This is a genomic window from Mycobacterium persicum (assembly GCF_002086675.1).
GTDB classification, from domain to species: Bacteria; Actinomycetota; Actinomycetes; order Mycobacteriales; family Mycobacteriaceae; genus Mycobacterium; species Mycobacterium persicum.
The window spans coordinates 1-17651 of sequence record NZ_MVIF01000114.1 but is presented as its reverse complement, the minus strand read 5'-3'; the positions used below and the strand labels follow the sequence as shown (position 1 = coordinate 17651).

Here is a 17651-nt window from a genome sequence, read left to right as displayed (position 1 = left end):
GTGACGGCGTTGCAGTGGTAGCCGGCGGTATTGGAGGACTGATCGGAAACGGGGGGGAAGTCGTCAATGCCGTACAGGGCGGGGCTGGCGGCGAAGGTGAATTTGTGGGGAGTAATGGGGCCGGTAACACCGGTGGCTCTGGCGGGGACGCGCTGTTTATCGGTAACGGTGGCGCCGGCGGCGCCGGGACGGGTCGTGCCGCGGGCGGCGTCGGCGGCCACGGCGGACTGTTGTATGGAAACGGAGGCAGTGGCGGATTAGGCGGAAGCGGCGTTAACTACGTCGGCGGAAACGGCGGCAACGGCGGCGCAGCCGGACTGTTCGGCAATGGCGGCAACGGTGGAGCAGGCGGAGCAGGCGGAGCCGCGAACGGCGTTATCGGCGTGGGAGGCATTGGCGGTAACGGCGGCGCAGCCGGATTGTTCGGCAATGGGGGCGATGGTGGGTCTGCTGGCGTGGGCCAAACCGGCGGTAACGGGGGTGACCGCGGTAACGGCGGACCGTTGTATGGCAATGGCGGAGCCGGCGCTAACGGCGGCACTGGTGGCCACGGTGAAGTCGGCGCCGCTGGCGGATCCGGAGGCAACGGCGGCGCCGGAGGAGACGGCGGTACTAGTGGACTGATCGGAAGCGGTGGGGACGGCGGCAATGCCGGGCACGGCGGGGTCGGCGGCTCGGGGCAATGGACAGGGAGCAATGGCGCCGGTAACGCCGGTGGAACCGGCGGGGACGCGCGGTATTTCGGTAGCGGCGGTAACGGCGGAGACGGGACCGGCGGTGCCGCGGGCGGCGCCGGCGGCACCGCCGGGCGACTCTACGGCAGCTCCGGATCGGATGGATTGAGCTACCTCGACTCTTCGCCTACCAAATAGTTCGTCAGTAGGTCGAGTGGGGCACTGGTGTAGGCAAATTCGGATTGCGAAAACTCTCTCGACCAAAACCCAGCAGTCAGAGACAGCGGATTGTCGTGGGCAATCGCAAAACTGGTCGCCACCGTGCGCCCTCAACCCAACAAAGGCACCTGCGCGGACTGCCGAAGCCGGAAATAGGTCGAGGTCGCCAACTCGGCGCACATGACGTGGGGGTTGGCCGTCGCCGCTCGCCGGCAATCTCGACATCGGCAGGTCCTCAAGCGTGCTATTCACCGAAATCGCTTCGGCCGCAGCCGTATCGACGACGCGGCGGATCAGCACAGACCGCTAGGGATGCCCCTGGCTGGAGCGGTTTCCTGGCCGGGCATCGCCTGCGGGTAGGGCACCCGGTAGGGAGGGTTCAAGCGAAAAGCCCCCGTTACGGCTCCGACACCGAGGCCGCATTGCGCCAGTTCCGGCAGCACCCGTCGGGATTGGTTCAGCGTGGGTGGCGACGGGTTGGGTGGGACGGCGAAGTTGAAGGCCGACGCCATGTCGCCGGTCACGCTGCGGCGCCATGCGGTGAGGTTGGGCACCGGCACGCCGAACCGCTTCTCGATCAAGCGAAGTTGTGAGGTGTGGTCGAAGACGTCGTGGACCATCAGCCCGCCGCGGCTTAACGGTGAAATCACCAGGCAGGGAACGCGAAAACCCAGGCCGATCGGTCCGCGGATGCCGCCGGAAGCGGGTACCTTGCCGATGTCGGGCACCGTAAGGTATTCGCCGGCTGTTCCCGGCGGAGCTGTCGGTGGCACGACATGGTCGAAGAAGCCGCCGTTTTCGTCATAGCTGACTATCAGCGCGGTCTTTTCCCAGACTGCCGGATTGGACAACAAGATTCGCAGCGTATCCGCGATCACTACGGCACCGCCCGCGTCCGGCATCGCCGGATGTTCGGACACAAGGATATTTGGAACCAGCCAGGAGACCTGCGGCAGCCGGTTGGCCCTGACGTCGGCGGCGAAGTCCCACGGATAGCGCGGGACGGCGCCGAAGCGAGCCAGGTCCGACCGCGGGTCCGCGGCCTGTTTGAACCATTGCACGATCTCGCCGTAACCCACGTAGGTGTTGATCGCGGGCCCTAATGACTTGTCGCTGTACACCTTCCAGCTGATGCCGGCATCGCTGAGGTTCTGCGGCATGATGCGCCAGCTGTAGGCACCGATCGGCGCGGTATTAGCGGTCTCCACCGATGGCCCACCGTCGGTGCCGGCGGGGTCGATCCAGGCGCTCAGCCAATACAACCGGTTGGGAGAGGTAGGGCCCAGCACCGAGCAGAAGTAGTGGTCACACACGGTGAAGGTGTCGGCCAGCAGGTAATGCATCGGGATGTCTTGACGGGTGTGATAGCCCATTGCCGCCGGTGTGTTGGCCGGCGAGCGGGTCCGCGCCTGCGCCGGCAGCCAGTTGTCGTTCGCGCCGCCGTTCCACGACTGGTGCATCGTGACCCAATCATGGTCGGGGTCGTTGATGCACGCGCCGTTGAGCAAAGGCGCCCTGGTGCTGTCGAAGCGAAACGGGAGGGTGGTGCCGGTGGGGTCCAGCGACTGCGTCCGCGGGTCCCAGCCCTTTTGCTGGAACAGCGGCGAGGCGGTATCGAATCCGTCGATACCGGAAAGTGTTCCGTAGTAGTGATCGAAGGATCTGTTTTCTTGCATCAACAGCACGATGTGCTCGATGTCGGTCAAATGCCCCGAGCACGGCCCGGCCCCGTAAGCCTTTTCGATCACCGGTCCGGTTAACGATATGAGAGAGGCGGCACTGGTGGTGGCGGCGGCTCTAGCAAAAAACTCGCGGCGCGACATTGTGTCAACCGGGTTTCTACCCATCACAACGTCCTTCCGCACAGTTGGGCGAACTGTATCTTTGCGGCGGCGATCTGCTGTGACATGTCGGCGGGCGTGTCGTGGCGAATGCGTTTGGGGCGCTGAGGCGCAAATCTGCCGGGCCGCGAAAGGCGGCATGCCGGCAATTGGATGACTGCCTAATCGGCTGAGTTCGCGACGAAAAACCGGGCGGCCTTGCGGATGGAATCTTCCACCGGTTCCGGTGTCCAGCCCAGTTCGTGTTCGGCTTTGCTGTGATCCAGCGGCGACATCAGTTCTGCCATGCGCGCTCCGACGTAGGCGAAGCGAAGGTCGCGACGCAGCAGGCGGGCGGCCAGATCGTTGAGGCGCGCCGCGGTACGCATGACCGGCATCGGGATCGGGATGTGCGGCGGGCGGATGCCCACCGCGCGGGCCGCGATCTCGTGGATTTCCCGGGTGCTCAGATAACGATCGGAAATGATGTAGCGCTCGCCGACGCGGCCGCGGTCGGCCGCCAGAAGCATGGCGCTGGCGGCGTCTTCGATACCGACCACCTCGGCGGAGAAGCCGAGGTAGAACGGGAACCGTCCGGTGGCCACGCGCGCGATGAGCGAACCATGCGGGGTCGGGGCCCAGTCGCCGGGACCGTAAGTGGTCGAGATACACATCGCGACCGCCGGTAACCCCTTCTCGCGCACGTAGTGCATGACCAGGTTCTCCGCGGCCACCCGGGATTCGATGTAGGCGCCGCCGTCGTTCCAGTTGTGCGGATCCTCCTCGGTAACGGGCCGCTGGTCGCTGATTGCCAATGTGCCGGTGCTGCTGGTGAAGACGAACTTGCGCAACTGTGCGTCGAGGGCCGCGTCGAGCACATGCCGCAGCCCGTCGACATTGGTGCGGAACAACGGAGTGGGGTCGCGCAGCCACATCCGGGCATCCACCACGCAGTAGTAGACGACGTCGCAGCCGGCCATGGCGACTCGCAGCGCGGCGTCGTCGAAGATGTCGCCGTAACAGCGTTCGACTTTGCCAGTCTGCAACAAGTCGTCGATGCCCTTGGTGACACTGGTGCGCCGCACCATGACCCGCACGTCCTGCCCTGCTGCGACGAGTTGGCGGGTGACATGTGAGCCCAGGAAACCGCTCGCCCCGATGACTAGTTTGGTGGTTCCGGCCATCGCCGCCTCAGAAGGTGGTGGGTGCCAGCGCGTCACGGCCGAGCCGCCTCGCCAGCGAGGCCGCCGCGTCCCGCAGCCGAGGCGAAATACGCACGGAGGAAAGAGGATTGAAGATATCCTCGCGCAGCCGGGTCAGCGTCGAGGACTTGATCAGCCAACTGCCGTCGAGCTTCCCGTAGGTTTCGTGGTAGTGACCGCGCCCGTTGAGATTGACGCCCGGGCACAACCGCACCACGTCCTCGAGCGCCCAGATCCCGGTCGCGGTCGTCGGCGACGTCAGCGTGATTTCGGGGGCGTGCACCTGATGCACCGTGGGTCGCGACGGCTTGCCCAGCGCGTGGCGCACGTAGGACACGAACTCGTCGGCACCGCGGATCACCATCCCGCCCGACTGCGAGGTGTCGCTGACGAAGTCGTCGGTGAACAGCTGCCGCCAGTCATCCCAGCGCTTGGTGTCCAGGTATCGGCAGTATCGGGCCTTGAGTTGCTTGATCGCCTCGATCTCCCACAGTGTCGTTGCGATGGCGGACATCCTAGCTCCTCATGCACCTCATAGCCCGATTTCGAGATTACTGATTCCGTATCAGAGAATGGTATTCTCGCATGATAGCGACGACAGGAGGCGGCCCGAATGCTGTTGGAGTTCGATGCCGATCAGCGCTTGTGGCAGGACACCGTGCGCGATGTCGTCGCCAAGCAGTGCCCGCCGTCGCTGGTGCGCGCGGTGGCTGAGGACGGCGTCGACACCAGCCCGCTATGGAAGGTGTATGTCGACCTCGGCTGGACGGAGCTCAACGAGCCGGCCGGCGCCGTGGAGCTGGCGATCGTGTTGGAGGAGTTGGGGCATGCCACCGATCCCACCCCCTTCCTGGCGACGATGAGCCAGTTCGCCCCGCTGGCCGTGGACCACTTCGACCCGCACCAGTCGGGTACCGCCGTGTACAGCGGGGTAACCGCCCGCCGGGACGCCGACGGATGGGTGCTCGACGGTACGGCACGCCACGTTCTCGACGGCGATCGCGCCGACCGCTTGGCGGTGGTGACCGACGCCGGGGTGTTCATCGTGGACGCCCGTCAGGTCTCGGCCCGTCGTGAGTCTGTGTTCGACCCGGTGCTGCATATCGCCGACCTGTCCTTCGATCGGGTTCGAGTACCCGACGCTGTCCGGGTATCCGTGGACCGGGAACGCGCGCGCCACGTTGCGCTGACCGGTATGGCCATCACGATGGTCGGCGCCTGCCAGCGCATCCTGGATCTGGTGCTCGACCACGTGCGCAGCCGTCACCAATTCGGGGTGCCGATCGGGTCGTTTCAGGCGGTGCAGCACAAGGCCGCCGACATGCACGTCGCGGTGCAACGGGCCCGAGCGCTGGCCTACTTCGCCGCGCTGACCATCGCCGCCGACGACTCGCGGCGGCGGCTGGCCGCCGCCATGGCCAAGGCCAGCGCAGGGGAGTGTCAGTCGCTGGTGTTCCGCCACGGCTTACAGCTGCACGGCGCAATGGGATTCACCTGGGAGAACGATCTGCAATTCGCGCTCAAGCGGGCCAAGGCCGGCGAACTGATGCTCGGCGATGCGGCCGAACATCGGGCCCAGATTGCGCAGGAGTACCGTGCAGCTGACTTTTGATCCCGACGTCGAGGCGTTCCGGGCGCAGTTCGTGGCCTTCCTCGACGAAAACCTGCCTCCGGCAAGCGAAACCGGCGAGCGGCCGCGTTCGGTCTCGCATCTGCCGGCCTGGGCGCGCCGCTGGCAGCGGTTGCTCTTCGACAACGGCTGGCTGCTGCCCGGCCAGCCGCCGGAGTTCGGGGGGCGCAACGCGACGGTGGTTCAGCAGTTCGTGCACCTCGAGGAACTGTGCCGCCGGCGGATCTATCACAGTTTCAACCCGCAGGGCGTGAATATCGTTGCCGCGTCGCTGTTGTCATTCGGCACCGCGGAGCAGAAACACCGCTGGGCGGTGCCGATCCTGCGCGCCGAGATCACCGCGTCGCTGGGGATGAGCGAGCCCAGCGCCGGGTCCGACCTGGCGTCGCTGCGCACCCGGGCGGTGTTGGACGGTGACCACTTCGTGGTCAACGGGCAGAAGGTGTGGACCTCCGGGGCCCACGACGCCGACGTGTTGCTGACGTTCGTGCGCACCGACCCGGATGCGCCAAAACACCAGGGCATCAGCGCATTACTGATCCCGACCGATACCCCGGGTGTGGTGCGCCGGCCGTTTCCGTCCATCTGCTCGGCCGACGACCTGGATTTCAACGAGGTGTTCTTCACCGATGTGTCGGTGCCGGCGGAAAACCTGGTGGGTCCGCTCAACCAGGGCTGGCGGGTGGCCAATGGCTCCCTGGGGCATGAGCGCACCATGATGTGGCTGGGTTTCGCCGATCGGCTGGACAATCTGCTGGCCGACTTTAGTCCCGGCACGGAACTCGAACGCGACCGCTACGCCACCATGGTGATGGACAAACAGGCGCTGCGCCTATTGGGCTCGGTGGCGCTTGCCCGCGCCGCTCGCGGCGAGGATGACACCGCCGCCATCTCGGTGCTCAAGTTGCTGGGTTCGGAGGCCGAACTGCAAGCGTGCGAGCATGCCCTGTCGGCCGCCGGCTCCGACGGGCTGGTGCACCCCGCGCTGACCGGTCCGTATGCGCCGATGAACCTGGATCACTATTTCGCCAGCTGGTTCGAGCGTTACGCCCGCAGCTTTTCCGGGACCATCGCCGGAGGCACGTCGGAAATCCAACGCAACATCATCGCCCAGCGAGTGCTGGGCTTACCCCGCGGCTAGCGTCTTTTGCCGAGCAGACACACAATCGCATGAATTCTGGCGCTGCAATGCGATTCTGCGGCTGCTCGCCGAAGCAGCGGCTTACCAAATGACCGCAGCCTCGTTGCGTTCGGTGACCGGTCTGGCGAGTTCCTGCTCCTCACAGATGCGTTGCAGCTTGTCGAGAGTTTCGTCAAGGCCCGCACCTATCCTGCGGCCGGGCGTGAAAGTGGCCGGTAGCTTGCGCATCCCCTGGATGACCCCGATGGTCTCGTAGTGGACGGTGCCCCCAGAGTCGCAACGGTAGTCCGGCATCCGGTCGAGGACCGCGGTCAGCATCGACTTGAACACGGTGCGCGCCACGTTGGATCCGATGCAACGATGCACACCGATCCCGAAGCTGAAGTGCCGGTTGCCTTTACGATCAAGAAGGACCTTGTCGGCGTCGGCGAACACCGCCGGGTCGCGGTTGGCCATCGCCCACGAAATCCACAGCCGCTCACCCTCTTTGAAATGCAGCCCGTCCAGTTCGACGTCGTCGGCGAATGTCCGGCCGTCGCCGGGAGCGGGGGTGAAGTAGCGCAGAAATTCCTCGGTTGCCGAGTCGAGCAGGGTGTCGCGTTGCCTGCTGAGCAGCTGCCGCTGTTCGGGGTTTTCCGAAAGCCATTCCAGCGCATGGGCGGTCAGCGCTGTGGTGGTGTCGAAGCCGCCACCGATGAGCAATCCGAGATTGCCCAGTATTTCCAGATTGGGAGCGGGCTGGCCGTCGATGCGCATCTCGAGCAGGGCGTTGACCACCCCGGGCCGCGGATGGTTGCGAATCTCGACCATGTTGTTGACCAGGTCGAGCCCCATCTGCCGGTCATCTCGGTAACCCGCTGGATGTCCGGCGAGTGCTCCGGGGTATACACCGCGGCGTGGGTCGGCTCGCTGTACATCTTCCAGTTCTGCACCGGAATACCCATGAGCGCCAAGGTCAGAACGGCGGGCACGACGTTGGCCAGATCGTCGACGAAGTCGATGCTGCCGTGTTCGATCCTCTGGTCGAGGCAGGCGCGGGTTAAGTCGTCGACGAACGGCACCCAGCGCTTGACGGCGGCCGGCGACAGATACGGGTTGAGCACGTTGCGGTAGCTGCGGTGCTCGGGGTCGTCCATCTCCAGGATGCCGCCGCGCACACCGTTGATCCGGCTGGCGGTCGGAATCGAAATGCCCTGGTAGCCACGGCGTTCGTGGTTGACATCGTGATCGTTGGAGACGGCGGGACAGCGGGCGAGCTCGAACACTTCGTGGCTGCCGGCGGCGACCCAGTGCCCGCCGTAGGTGTCGCTCCACGCCATCGGGCACCTGGCGTGCATCTCCTCGGTGATCGCCTGGAACCGTGACCGGTACTCCGCGGAGTGCCGGTCGAAGTGGTACCGGTGTTTCTCGCGGTCAGCGACGCTCAACCCGCTGTCTCCCTTTACCCGTGTTACCCGTCGGTGATGACGATGGCCTGCTCCGGACACGATCGCGCGGCTTCACACACCTGGTCCTGCTGGTCGGCCGGTACCACTTCGCTGACCGCCGACGAGGTGCCGTCGATGTCGCTGAGCCGGAAGGAGTCGGGGGCGATCATGGAGCACAGGGTGTGGCCCTGGCAGCGTTCGGGGTCAACCCAGACCTTCACGATGCCTTCCTTCCCGGCTCAGGTGTTCCGGCCGCCGTTGACGCCCAGGAGCTGGCCGGTGATGTAGCCGGCTTCCTCGGACACCAGAAAGGCGCAGGCCGCCGCGATGTCTTCGGGCCTACCCATCCGCCGCACCGGGGTTCGCGCGATGCTCGCTTCGATGTCACCGAGAAACCCTTGTTCGGCGGCCCTGCGCAGCATCGGGGTATCGATGAACCCGGGCGGTATGGCGTTGACGGTGATGCCGCTGGGCCCGTACTCGAGCGCCAGCGTTTTGGTGAGCCCGTTGACCGCGGATTTGGCCGCGACGTAGTGCGCCATGTAGGGGGTGCCGGAATGTGTGCTCGACGACGAGATGTTGACGATCCGTCCCCACCCGGCCTCGACCATGTCGGGCAGCACCGCCTGAATGGTGTGGAAGACGCCGTTGAGGTTGACGTCGATCACCCGCTGCCAGTCCTCGAAGGTGATGTTGGCGAACCGCTTGAACCCGTCCAGGCCGGCGGCGTTGACCAGAATCGTGACCGGTCCCAGTCGGTCGCGGATCGCCGACAGCGCGGCATCGACCTGCGGGCGGTCCGTCACGTCGGCGGTGTAGGCGAGCTCGGCGTCACTGGGCTTGAGGTCGACGGTGGCCACGTCGATACCGTCGGATCGCAGTCGACGGGCGATCGCCAGCCCGATGCCCGACGCGCCGCCGGTGACGACGGCGGTCTTCATGCCCACAACCTCTCAACCATCAAGAATCTCCCTTACAATTATGAGAACCCTACTCTCGCGGTCGAGCGACCCGCAAGCCGGCCACGAAACCGCTTCCTGCCTGCGCCGAATGCTGCGATCGGGTTACCGCTGGGCGATTGCTTAGCACCACGGCAGGTCGGTCCGATCACGGTGCATTCTTGAACTCTCATGCGGCGAATGTAAGATTCGCGAAGGATGAGAATGAAATTACCGTGACCGTCAGCGCACCGAGGGGGCCGCAATGCCGACGCAGCAGACCGCGGGAACCATCGCCGAGGGGCGAACGGCCGACGGGCCGAGTCAGTCACCGGCTGACCGGCGGCTATTGATCGACGGCCGGCTGCTCACCACCGATACCACCTTCGCCTCCATCAACCCCGCCACGGGTGCGATTGTGGGGTATGCGCCCGACGCCGGCGTTGCGGAAGCCCAGGCAGCGGTCGCGGCGGCCCGGCGTGCCTTCGACACCACCACCTGGTCGACCGACGTCGAGTTGCGCACGAGTTGTCTCGACCAACTCCATCAGGCATTGCTCGACCATGCCGCAGAGTTGCGGGAGCTGACGATCGCCGAGGTCGGCGCCACCCGCGCCCTGACCCATGCAGCGCAGCTCGACGAGCCGATCGGCATCGTGCGCTATTACGCCGACCTGCTGCGCGGCTATCAGTTCTCCGAAGAACTCGGCGACACCGAATCGCGGGGGATGCGCCATCACCGCTGGGTGGAGAAGGAAGCCGCCGGCGTGGTCGCGGCGATCATCGCCTACAACTATCCCAACCAGCTCGCGCTGGCCAAGCTGGCTCCGGCGCTGGCCGCCGGCTGCACCGTCGTGCTCAAGGGCGCGCCGGACACCCCGCTGGTCACGCTAGCGCTGGGCGAGGTGATTGCCGAATGCACCGACATCCCGGCCGGCGTGGTGAACGTGCTGAGTTCCCCTGATGTCGCCGTCGGAGAGCTGTTGACCACCAGTCCCGACGTCGACGTGGTCACCTTCACCGGCTCAACGGCGGTCGGGCGGCGGATCATGGCGGCGGCCAGTGGGACCGTCAAGCGGGTCTTTCTGGAGTTGGGCGGCAAGTCCGCGGTGATCATGCTCGATGACGCCGACTTCGCCAACGCGGCCATGTTCGCGGCGTTCAGCATGGTCACCCACGCCGGCCAGGGCTGCGCACTCACATCGCGGCTATTAGTGCCCCGACAGCACCACGACGAGATCGTGGAACTCATCGCGCAGAACTTCGCCAAGGTGCGCCACGGCGACCCGGCCGACCCGAAAACCTACCTGGGACCGCTGATCAACGACCGCCAGCGGGACAAGGTCGACGGCATGGTGCGGCGCGCCATCGCCGCCGGCGCGACCCTGGTCACCGGGGGCAAGCGCCTGGACCCCGGCTACTTTTACGCACCGACACTGCTCACCAACGTCGACCCGGACAGCGAGATCGCCCAGGAGGAGGTGTTCGGTCCGGTGCTCGTCGTGATCGGGTTCGATGACGATGATGACGCCGTGCGGATCGCCAACAACTCGATCTACGGCTTGGCCGGTGCGGTCTTCAGCCGCGACCAGGATCGCGCGCTGGCGGTGGCCCGCCGGATCCGCACCGGATCGTTTTCCATCAACGGCGGCAACTACTTCGGCGCCGACAGCCCGTTCGGCGGCTTCAAGCAGTCCGGGGTCGGCCGCGAGATGGGGGTCGCTGGACTGGAAGAGTTCTTGGAACTCAAGACTTTTGCCGTTCCGGTCGGAGCGGCGCCGGGGGCGCGCGGATGAACCCTCTCGAAGGTATCCGCGTCCTGGAGGTCGCCATGTACGGCTTCGTCCCGTCGGCCGGCGCGGTGCTCGCCGAATGGGGAGCCGACGTCGTCAAAGTCGAGCACGCGGTGACCGGCGACCCGCAGCGCGGCCTGCGGCAGACCGGCATGCTGCGGGTGGAGGGCGACCCCAACCCCAACATCGAGCACGCCAACCGCGGCAAACGCAGTATCGGCCTGGACATGTCGGTGCCCGAGGGCAAAGACGTGCTCTACGAACTGGCCCGGCGCTCCGACGTATTCCTCACCAGCTTCCTGCCCGACGCACGGCAGAAGTTCGGCATCGACGTCGACGACATTCGGGCGGTGAACCCGTCGATCATCTACGCCCGCGGCAGCGCGCTCGGCCCGCGCGGCGAGGAAGCGACCAAAGGCGGCTACGACATGACCGCCTTCTGGTGCCGGGCCGGAACCGCTGCCACCGTTACTCCGATGGGTTATGCGGGGATGATCAATCCGCCCGGCCCGGCCTATGGCGACACCATCTCCGGCACCAACCTCGCCGGCGGCATCGCGGCGGCGTTGCTCAAGCGCGAGCGCAGCGGAGAACCGTCCGTCGTCGACGTATCGTTACTGGGCAGCGGATTCTGGTCGCTGGGCCACACCGTGGCCTTGACAAGACATTTGGGTCAGCGAATGCAGGCGCCGCCACCCGGTGTGCACGGCGCGCCCAACAACCCTCTGGTGGGGCTGTATCCGACATCGGATAGTCGCTACATCTCGTTCGTGATGATGCAGCCCACCAAGTTCTGGGCCGACGTGTGCCGCCACATCGACCGGCCCGAATTGGCCGACGATCCGCGCTTCGCGACCGTCGAGACCATCGCCGCGAATACCGCCGATGCCGTCGAGATCTTGACCAAAGTGATCGCAACCCGCACGCTTGCCGAGTGGAGCGAACGCTTTGCGACGCTCGCGGGACCATGGGCGCCGGTGCAGGACACCCTGCAAGCGGCCGACGACGCGCAAATCCGGGCGAACGAGTATCTGGTGCGCGCCGGCCAACTCGAGCTGGTCGCCAACCCGGTGCAATTCGACGTCACCGCGCCCCATACCGGGCCGGCGCCCGGATTCGCCGAGCAGACCGACGAGATCTTGTTGGAACTCGGCCTGGACTGGGATCGCATCATCGAACTGAAAACGGCCGGCGCCGTCACCTGAGATCCGGATGAGACCCGAGCCCGCAATGCCGAATGCCGCCGTTGTCGAAGCCCTCGCAGCCGATCGGCCCTGCCGGATAATGGTTACCGGTTTTCGGTTACACCTGGGCGCGGCATGAGCCATAATCGCCACAGGCTGCAAGACGTGGGGGCTGGGCCGGGCCGGCATTGCTTGCAAGCGCCAACTCACGCGACGGAACGGAGGACTGGCGTGAGGGCGGTAGCCGCTCTTCACGGCGAACCCATGCCCTCTGGGGGGCAACCGATGATCGTCGCTGCCCGAGTCAGCTTGTCGTGCAGCCTGATTGGCCACACAACTGGCCGGATAGCGCGAGAATGGCCGGGGGCCGATGGCCGGTAGGGGAGCAGACCGCTGGTCACCGGGCATCACGTTTGGGCGCGGGTCCAAACCCATGCAGGCGGTCGGGGGGCTGTTCGCGATGTCGGCGGACGCCATCAAGTTCGTGTTCCGGCGGCCCTTCCAGTGGCGGGAGTTCCTGGAGCAGTCGTGGTTCGTCGCGCGCGTCTCGATGGCGCCGACGTTGTTGGTGGCCATCCCCTTCACCGTCCTGGTCAGCTTCACCCTCAACATCCTGCTGCGGGAACTGGGCGCGGCCGATTTGTCCGGTGCGGGGGCCGCTTTCGGTGCGGTCACCCAAGTCGGTCCGCTGGTGACCGTGTTGATCGTCGCCGGCGCGGGCGCGACGGCGATGTGCGCAGACCTCGGTTCGCGAACGATCCGTGAGGAGATCGACGCGATGGAGGTCCTGGGTATCAACCCCGTGCAGCGCTTGGTGACCCCGCGCATGCTGGCCTCGGGCTTGGTCGCGCTGTTGTTGAACAGTCTGGTCGTCATCATCGGCATCCTGGGCGGCTATGTCTTTTCGGTGTTCGTCCAAGATGTCAACCCCGGTGCGTTCGCCGCGGGCATCACCTTGTTGACCGGGGTGCCCGAGGTGATCATTTCCTGTGTCAAGGCAGCGCTTTTCGGCCTGATCGCCGGTCTGGTTGCGTGCTACCGGGGGCTCACGGTATCCGGCGGGGGCGCCAAAGCCGTCGGAAACGCCGTCAACGAGACCGTGGTGTACGCGTTCATGTCGTTGTTCGTCGTGAACGTTGTTGTCACCGCTATCGGCATCCGGATGTCAACCAAATAACGCAGGGGGAGGCCTAGGGACACGCTGTGACACTGCGAGCAGCCTATCCGCGACTGACGCGACAACTCCAGAAACCGGTCGGCACGTTGAGCCGCATCGGCGATCACACGTTGTTCTACGGCAAGGCGCTGGCCGGCGCTCCGTTCGCTGCCACCCACTACCGGCGGGAAATCGTTCGTCTTGTCGCCGAAATCAGCATGGGCGCGGGAACTTTGGCGATGATCGGCGGGACCCTGGTGATCGTCGGCTTCTTGACGCTGGCCGCGGGAGGAACACTAGCGGTCCAGGGCTACAGCTCGCTGGGCAACATCGGCATCGAAGCGCTGACCGGATTCCTGGCCGCCTTCATCAATGTCCGCATTTCGGCGCCGGTAGTGGCGGGAATCGGGCTGGCCGCCACCTTCGGCGCGGGCGTGACCGCCCAGCTGGGCGCGATGCGGATCAACGAAGAGATCGATGCGCTGGAATCGATGGCGATCCGCCCGATTTCATATCTGGTCAGCACCAGGATTGTCGCCGGGATGCTCGCGATCACCCCGCTGTATTCGATCGCGGTGATCCTGTCCTTCCTCGCCAGCCAATTTGTCACCGTGGTCTTGTTCGGCCAATCGGGTGGCCTCTATCAGCACTACTTCACGACGTTCCTGAATCCGATCGACCTGTTGTGGTCGTTCCTGCAGGCGGTGCTGATGGCACTGACTATCTTGTTGATCCATACCTATTTTGGTTATTTCGCCTCGGGCGGACCGGCCGGTGTCGGGGTTGCGACCGGTAACGCGGTGCGCACCTCGCTGGTCGTGGTCGTCTCGGTGACACTGCTGGTGTCGCTGTCCATTTACGGCTCCAACGGCAACTTCCACTTGTCGGGCTAGGGGATACGACAGTGACGAAGAACCTCGGGCCGGGACCGCTTCACCGTTCGGAAACCGCCAGCGCCGCAAGACCTGTCGCGGCATCACCCGGCCGGCACTTCGGTGTGCGGTCCTACGTCCGCCCCGTGGCGGGTTTGGCAACCGTCGTCGTGGTGTCCGGCATCGCCGCCGTGGCGGTGGGTTTGTTCCAGGGCTCTTTCACCGACACCGTGCCGGTGACCGTGGTTTCGCCGCGAGCCGGCCTGGTGATGAACCCCGACGCCAAGGTGAAGATGCGCGGGGTGGAGGTGGGCAAGGTCGCCTCGATCGAATCCCGGCCGGACGGCAAAGCGGTGCTGCAGCTGGCCATGCAACCGTCGCAGATGCATCTCATCCCGTCCAATGTTCTTGTCGACATCGCGTCGACGACCGTCTTCGGCGCGAAGTTCGTCGAGCTGGTGCCGCCGGAAAATCCGTCGCCGCGGCCGCTGCGCGCCGGTGACGTGCTCGAAGGCCAGCACGTCACCGTCGAAATCAACACGGTATTCCAGCAACTCACCTCCGTGCTGAACTCCATCGATCCCGCGAAACTGAACGAGACCCTGGGCGCCATCGCGTCGGCGGTGAACGGCCGCGGCCACGAGATCGGCCAGATGCTGTCCGATCTCGATCACTTCCTGGCCACCCAGGACCCGAGTCTTCCCGCGCTGCGCCACGATCTCGAGATGCTGCCGGCGGTGAGCAATGCCTATGCCGACGCCTCCCAAGACCTGGTCACCACGGCCGACAACGCCATCCGGATCAGCAAGACGATTGTCGACGAGCAACGAAACCTGGACGCCTTCTTGATCAGCTCGATCGGTCTGGCCGATATGGGCAACGACGTGATAGGCGGCAACCGGCAAGCGCTCACCGATGTCCTGCATCTGCTGGTGCCGACCACCAATCTGACCAACGAATACCACCAAGCGCTGTATTGCGGTCTGGCCGGGTCATTGGTGAATCTGCACGCGCCGCCGCTGCCCACCCCCGGCGTGCTGGTGTTGGTCGGTTTCGAGTGGGGCGCCGAACGATATCGGTACCCGGTCAACTTGCCGAAGGTGGCCGCAACCGGTGGCCCGCAGTGCTGGGACCTTCCGGTGGTGCCCTTTGACGTGGCTCCGCCGTTCGTGGTCGCCGACGTGGGCGCCAACCCCTGGCAGTACGGAAACCCGCACCTGCTGCTGAATTCGGATGCCCTCAAACAGCTGCTGTACGGGCCGCTCGACGGGCCGCCGCGCAACACCATGCAGATCGGGCAGCCCGGATGAGCAGCTCACGCCCGATGATCATCAAGTTCGGCATCTTCGCCGTGATCATGACGGTGCTCACGGTGTTCTTGTTCTTCATTTTCGGTCAATACCGCACCGGTTCGACGCATGGTTATTCCGCTGTCTTCAACGATGTCTCGCGACTCAAGGCCGGACAGACAGTACGCGTCGCGGGCATCCGGGTGGGCACCGTCAACAGCGTCACGCTGCTGCCCGACAAAAGGGTGCGGGTGAAGTTCGACGCCGATCGCAGCGTCGTGCTCACCACCGGCACCCGGGCCGTCGTCCGCTACCTCAACCTGGTCGGCGACCGCTATCTCGAGCTCGTCGACGGTCCCGGATCCACCAAGGTGCTGCCCGCCGGCGGCGAGATTCCGCTCGACCGGACGGCGCCCGCGCTCGACCTCGATCTGCTGCTGGGTGGCCTGAAACCGGTTATCCAGGGCCTGAATCCGCAAGACGTCAACGCGCTCACCGCGTCGCTGGTACAGGTGTTCCAGGGCGAGGGCGGCACCCTGCAGTCATTGCTGTCGAAAACGTCGTCGTTCTCAACCACGTTGGCCGACAACAACGAAACTGTCCAGCAATTGATCGACAACCTCAACACGGTGGTCGCCACGCTGGACAAGGACGGCGACAAATTCTCCACCGCGCTGGATCGGCTGCAGCGGCTCGTCACCGCGTTTTCCGACGACCGCAATACCATCGGCACCGCGATCGACGCCCTGGACCGCGGAACCGCGTCGATCGCGGATCTGCTCACCCGGGCCCGGCCACCGCTGGCCGGCACGGTGGATCAGCTCAACCGGTTGGCGCCGCTGCTTGACGAGGATAAGGACAAGATCGACGTCTCGTTGGCGAAGCTGCCCAACAACTACCGCAAGCTGGTGCGGCTGGGCTCCTACGGCGCCTGGATTCCGTACTACCTCTGCGAGCTGAGCCTTCGCGTCTCCGACCTGCAGTACCGGACCGTGGTATCGCCCATCTACCGCCAGGAAGCCGGGCGGTGCGCGGAGCCCGATGAGGGAGACCGATGAACAAGTACCGCGGCGCCGGTCTCGTTCGGGCCGGATTCATCGGCATCGTGCTGGTGATCATGATCATCGCGGTCGGACTGTCACCCGAGCAGCTGATCCAGCGGGCCATCGCAGTCAGATACCAGGCGGTGTTCTCCGAAGCCGGTGGCCTGGCCCAGGGCAACGACGTGACGATATCGGGGATGAAGGTCGGCTCGGTCTCGGATGTGGCCTTGCACAACGGCGATGCCCTGGTGACCTTCACCATCAACGGGTCGGTGCTCCTCGGGTCGGACACCACCGCACACATCAGGACGGGGTCGTTGCTGGGCCAGCGAGTGCTCACCCTGGAATCGGCGGGCAGCGGCAAGCTGCATCCCATGGACGTGATACCGATTTCACGCACATCCTCGCCGTACTCGCTCAGCGAAGCCCTCAGCGATCTCACGACCGATGTCGCCGGCACCAATACCGATACGCTCAACCAGTCGCTGGACACGCTCTCGACAACGCTTGACCAGATCGCCCCGCAATTGGGGCCGGCCTTCGACGGGGTGACCCGGCTGTCGCAAACCCTCAACGGCCGCAACAAGTCACTGCGCGACCTCTTACAAGGCGCCGCCGATGTCACCAAGATCCTTTCGCAACGCAGCGCGCAGGTGAACACGCTGATCCTCGACGCCAACAGCCTGCTGTCCGTGCTGGTGGCCCGCCGGCAGGAGATCGTGCAACTGCTGGCCAACACCTCCGCGGTGGCCAAACAGCTGACCGGATTGGTGCACGACAACGAAAGCACGTTGGCGCCGACGTTGACCAGGCTGAATTCGGTGATCGCGATGCTGGAGAAGAACCGCGACAATCTCTCGCAGGCGCTGCCGGGCCTGGCCAAGTATCAGCTCACCCAGGGCGAGGCCATCTCCAACGGGTTCTACTACACCGCTTTTGTCCCGAACTTCTTGGTAATGGAGATCTTTCAGCCGTTCTTCGACTATTTCTTCGGCTTCCGAGCCTACGGAGCGCCCGGTCAGCCACCGGACACCGCCGGCCCGCGAGCACTGATCCCGTTCCCCTCCAACGCCATTCCACCGTGCCCGGACTGCCGGGTGCCCGGACTTCCGCCCTTCCCCGGGGGGTCGTGATGATCACCCGCACCATGCTTCGGGCCGGGCTGGCGATCATGTTGGTAGCGCTGGTCGTCGTCGGCGCCGCTGTGGCCGTGCGCAATACGTTCTTCCTCCCGATGACGATCACCGCCTACTTCACCAAGACC

Annotated in this window: 14 protein-coding genes and 2 pseudogenes; 10 read left to right on the top strand and 6 right to left on the bottom strand. The window is 65.3% G+C overall.

The annotated features are described in order from the left end of the window. Positions 1–872: pseudogene (locus tag BST40_RS30270) on the top strand (hypothetical protein); the annotation flags it as partial. A 314-nt stretch (positions 873–1186) separates the two neighbouring features. On the opposite strand, the gene BST40_RS24210 reads toward BST40_RS30270, so the two are convergent. The 3 genes from BST40_RS24210 to BST40_RS24200 form a co-directional block, all read right to left on the bottom strand. Continuing rightward, a complete protein-coding gene (locus tag BST40_RS24210; protein WP_083155942.1) occupies positions 1187–2740 on the bottom strand; it encodes a phospholipase C in 1554 nt (517 codons plus the stop codon). A 155-nt stretch (positions 2741–2895) separates the two neighbouring features. After that, positions 2896–3897 carry an NAD-dependent epimerase/dehydratase family protein gene (locus BST40_RS24205; RefSeq protein WP_075548184.1) on the bottom strand — a complete coding sequence of 334 codons (1002 nt, stop codon included), beginning with the start codon at positions 3895–3897 and terminating at the stop codon, positions 2896–2898. Between the two features lie 7 nt (positions 3898–3904). Continuing rightward, positions 3905–4429, bottom strand: coding sequence for a nuclear transport factor 2 family protein (locus tag BST40_RS24200; protein WP_075548183.1), 525 nt, complete (start codon positions 4427–4429; stop codon positions 3905–3907). Between the two features lie 99 nt (positions 4430–4528). Between BST40_RS24200 and BST40_RS24195 the strand changes: the two genes are divergently transcribed. Further along, positions 4529–5527 (top strand): acyl-CoA dehydrogenase family protein, encoded by a 999-nt coding sequence (locus tag BST40_RS24195; protein ID WP_083155934.1) that lies wholly within the window; start codon positions 4529–4531, stop codon positions 5525–5527. Further along, the gene (locus tag BST40_RS24190; protein ID WP_083155932.1) at positions 5511–6686 is read left to right on the top strand and encodes an acyl-CoA dehydrogenase family protein; all 1176 of its coding nucleotides are present in this window, start codon (positions 5511–5513) and stop codon (positions 6684–6686) included. Before BST40_RS24195 ends, BST40_RS24190 begins: the two co-directional genes overlap by 17 nt. An 81-nt stretch (positions 6687–6767) precedes the next feature. On the opposite strand, the pseudogene BST40_RS24185 reads toward BST40_RS24190, so the two are convergent. The 3 genes and pseudogenes from BST40_RS24185 to BST40_RS24175 form a co-directional block, all read right to left on the bottom strand. Further along, positions 6768–8023, bottom strand: a pseudogene (locus tag BST40_RS24185) (cytochrome P450). A gap of 113 nt (positions 8024–8136) precedes the next feature. Continuing rightward, positions 8137–8334: a ferredoxin gene (locus tag BST40_RS24180; RefSeq protein ID WP_075548179.1), complete on the bottom strand. Its 198-nt coding sequence runs from the start codon at positions 8332–8334 to the stop codon at positions 8137–8139. An 18-nt stretch (positions 8335–8352) separates the two neighbouring features. Beyond that, positions 8353–9054: an SDR family NAD(P)-dependent oxidoreductase gene (locus BST40_RS24175; RefSeq protein WP_083155930.1), complete on the bottom strand. Its 702-nt coding sequence runs from the start codon at positions 9052–9054 to the stop codon at positions 8353–8355. Positions 9055–9316: 262 nt separating this feature from the next. Here BST40_RS24175 and BST40_RS24170 point away from each other — a divergent pair, with 262 nt between their 5' ends. The 7 genes from BST40_RS24170 to BST40_RS24140 all read left to right on the top strand — a co-directional run bounded on the left by BST40_RS24170 (position 9317) and on the right by BST40_RS24140 (position 17520). Then, positions 9317–10846, top strand: coding sequence for an aldehyde dehydrogenase family protein (locus BST40_RS24170; protein WP_075548177.1), 1530 nt, complete (start codon positions 9317–9319; stop codon positions 10844–10846). After that, complete coding sequence (locus BST40_RS24165) at positions 10843–12048, top strand: CaiB/BaiF CoA transferase family protein (RefSeq protein ID WP_075548176.1); 1206 nt, start codon at positions 10843–10845, stop codon at positions 12046–12048. The genes BST40_RS24170 and BST40_RS24165 overlap by 4 nt, the downstream gene beginning before the upstream one ends. Before the next feature lie 349 nt (positions 12049–12397). Then, positions 12398–13204, top strand: coding sequence for an MlaE family ABC transporter permease (locus BST40_RS24160; RefSeq protein WP_075548175.1), 807 nt, complete (start codon positions 12398–12400; stop codon positions 13202–13204). A gap of 26 nt (positions 13205–13230) precedes the next feature. Continuing rightward, positions 13231–14076, top strand: coding sequence for an ABC transporter permease (locus BST40_RS24155; RefSeq protein ID WP_023367609.1), 846 nt, complete (start codon positions 13231–13233; stop codon positions 14074–14076). A gap of 11 nt (positions 14077–14087) precedes the next feature. Next, on the top strand, positions 14088–15365 hold the full coding sequence (locus tag BST40_RS24150) for an MCE family protein (protein WP_082275524.1): 1278 nt from the start codon (positions 14088–14090) through the stop codon (positions 15363–15365). After that, a complete protein-coding gene (locus BST40_RS24145) occupies positions 15362–16402 on the top strand; it encodes an MCE family protein (RefSeq protein WP_075548174.1) in 1041 nt (346 codons plus the stop codon). The genes BST40_RS24150 and BST40_RS24145 overlap by 4 nt, the downstream gene beginning before the upstream one ends. Next, positions 16399–17520 carry an MCE family protein gene (locus BST40_RS24140; protein ID WP_075548173.1) on the top strand — a complete coding sequence of 374 codons (1122 nt, stop codon included), beginning with the start codon at positions 16399–16401 and terminating at the stop codon, positions 17518–17520. Before BST40_RS24145 ends, BST40_RS24140 begins: the two co-directional genes overlap by 4 nt. Positions 17521–17651 lie beyond the last annotated feature (131 nt).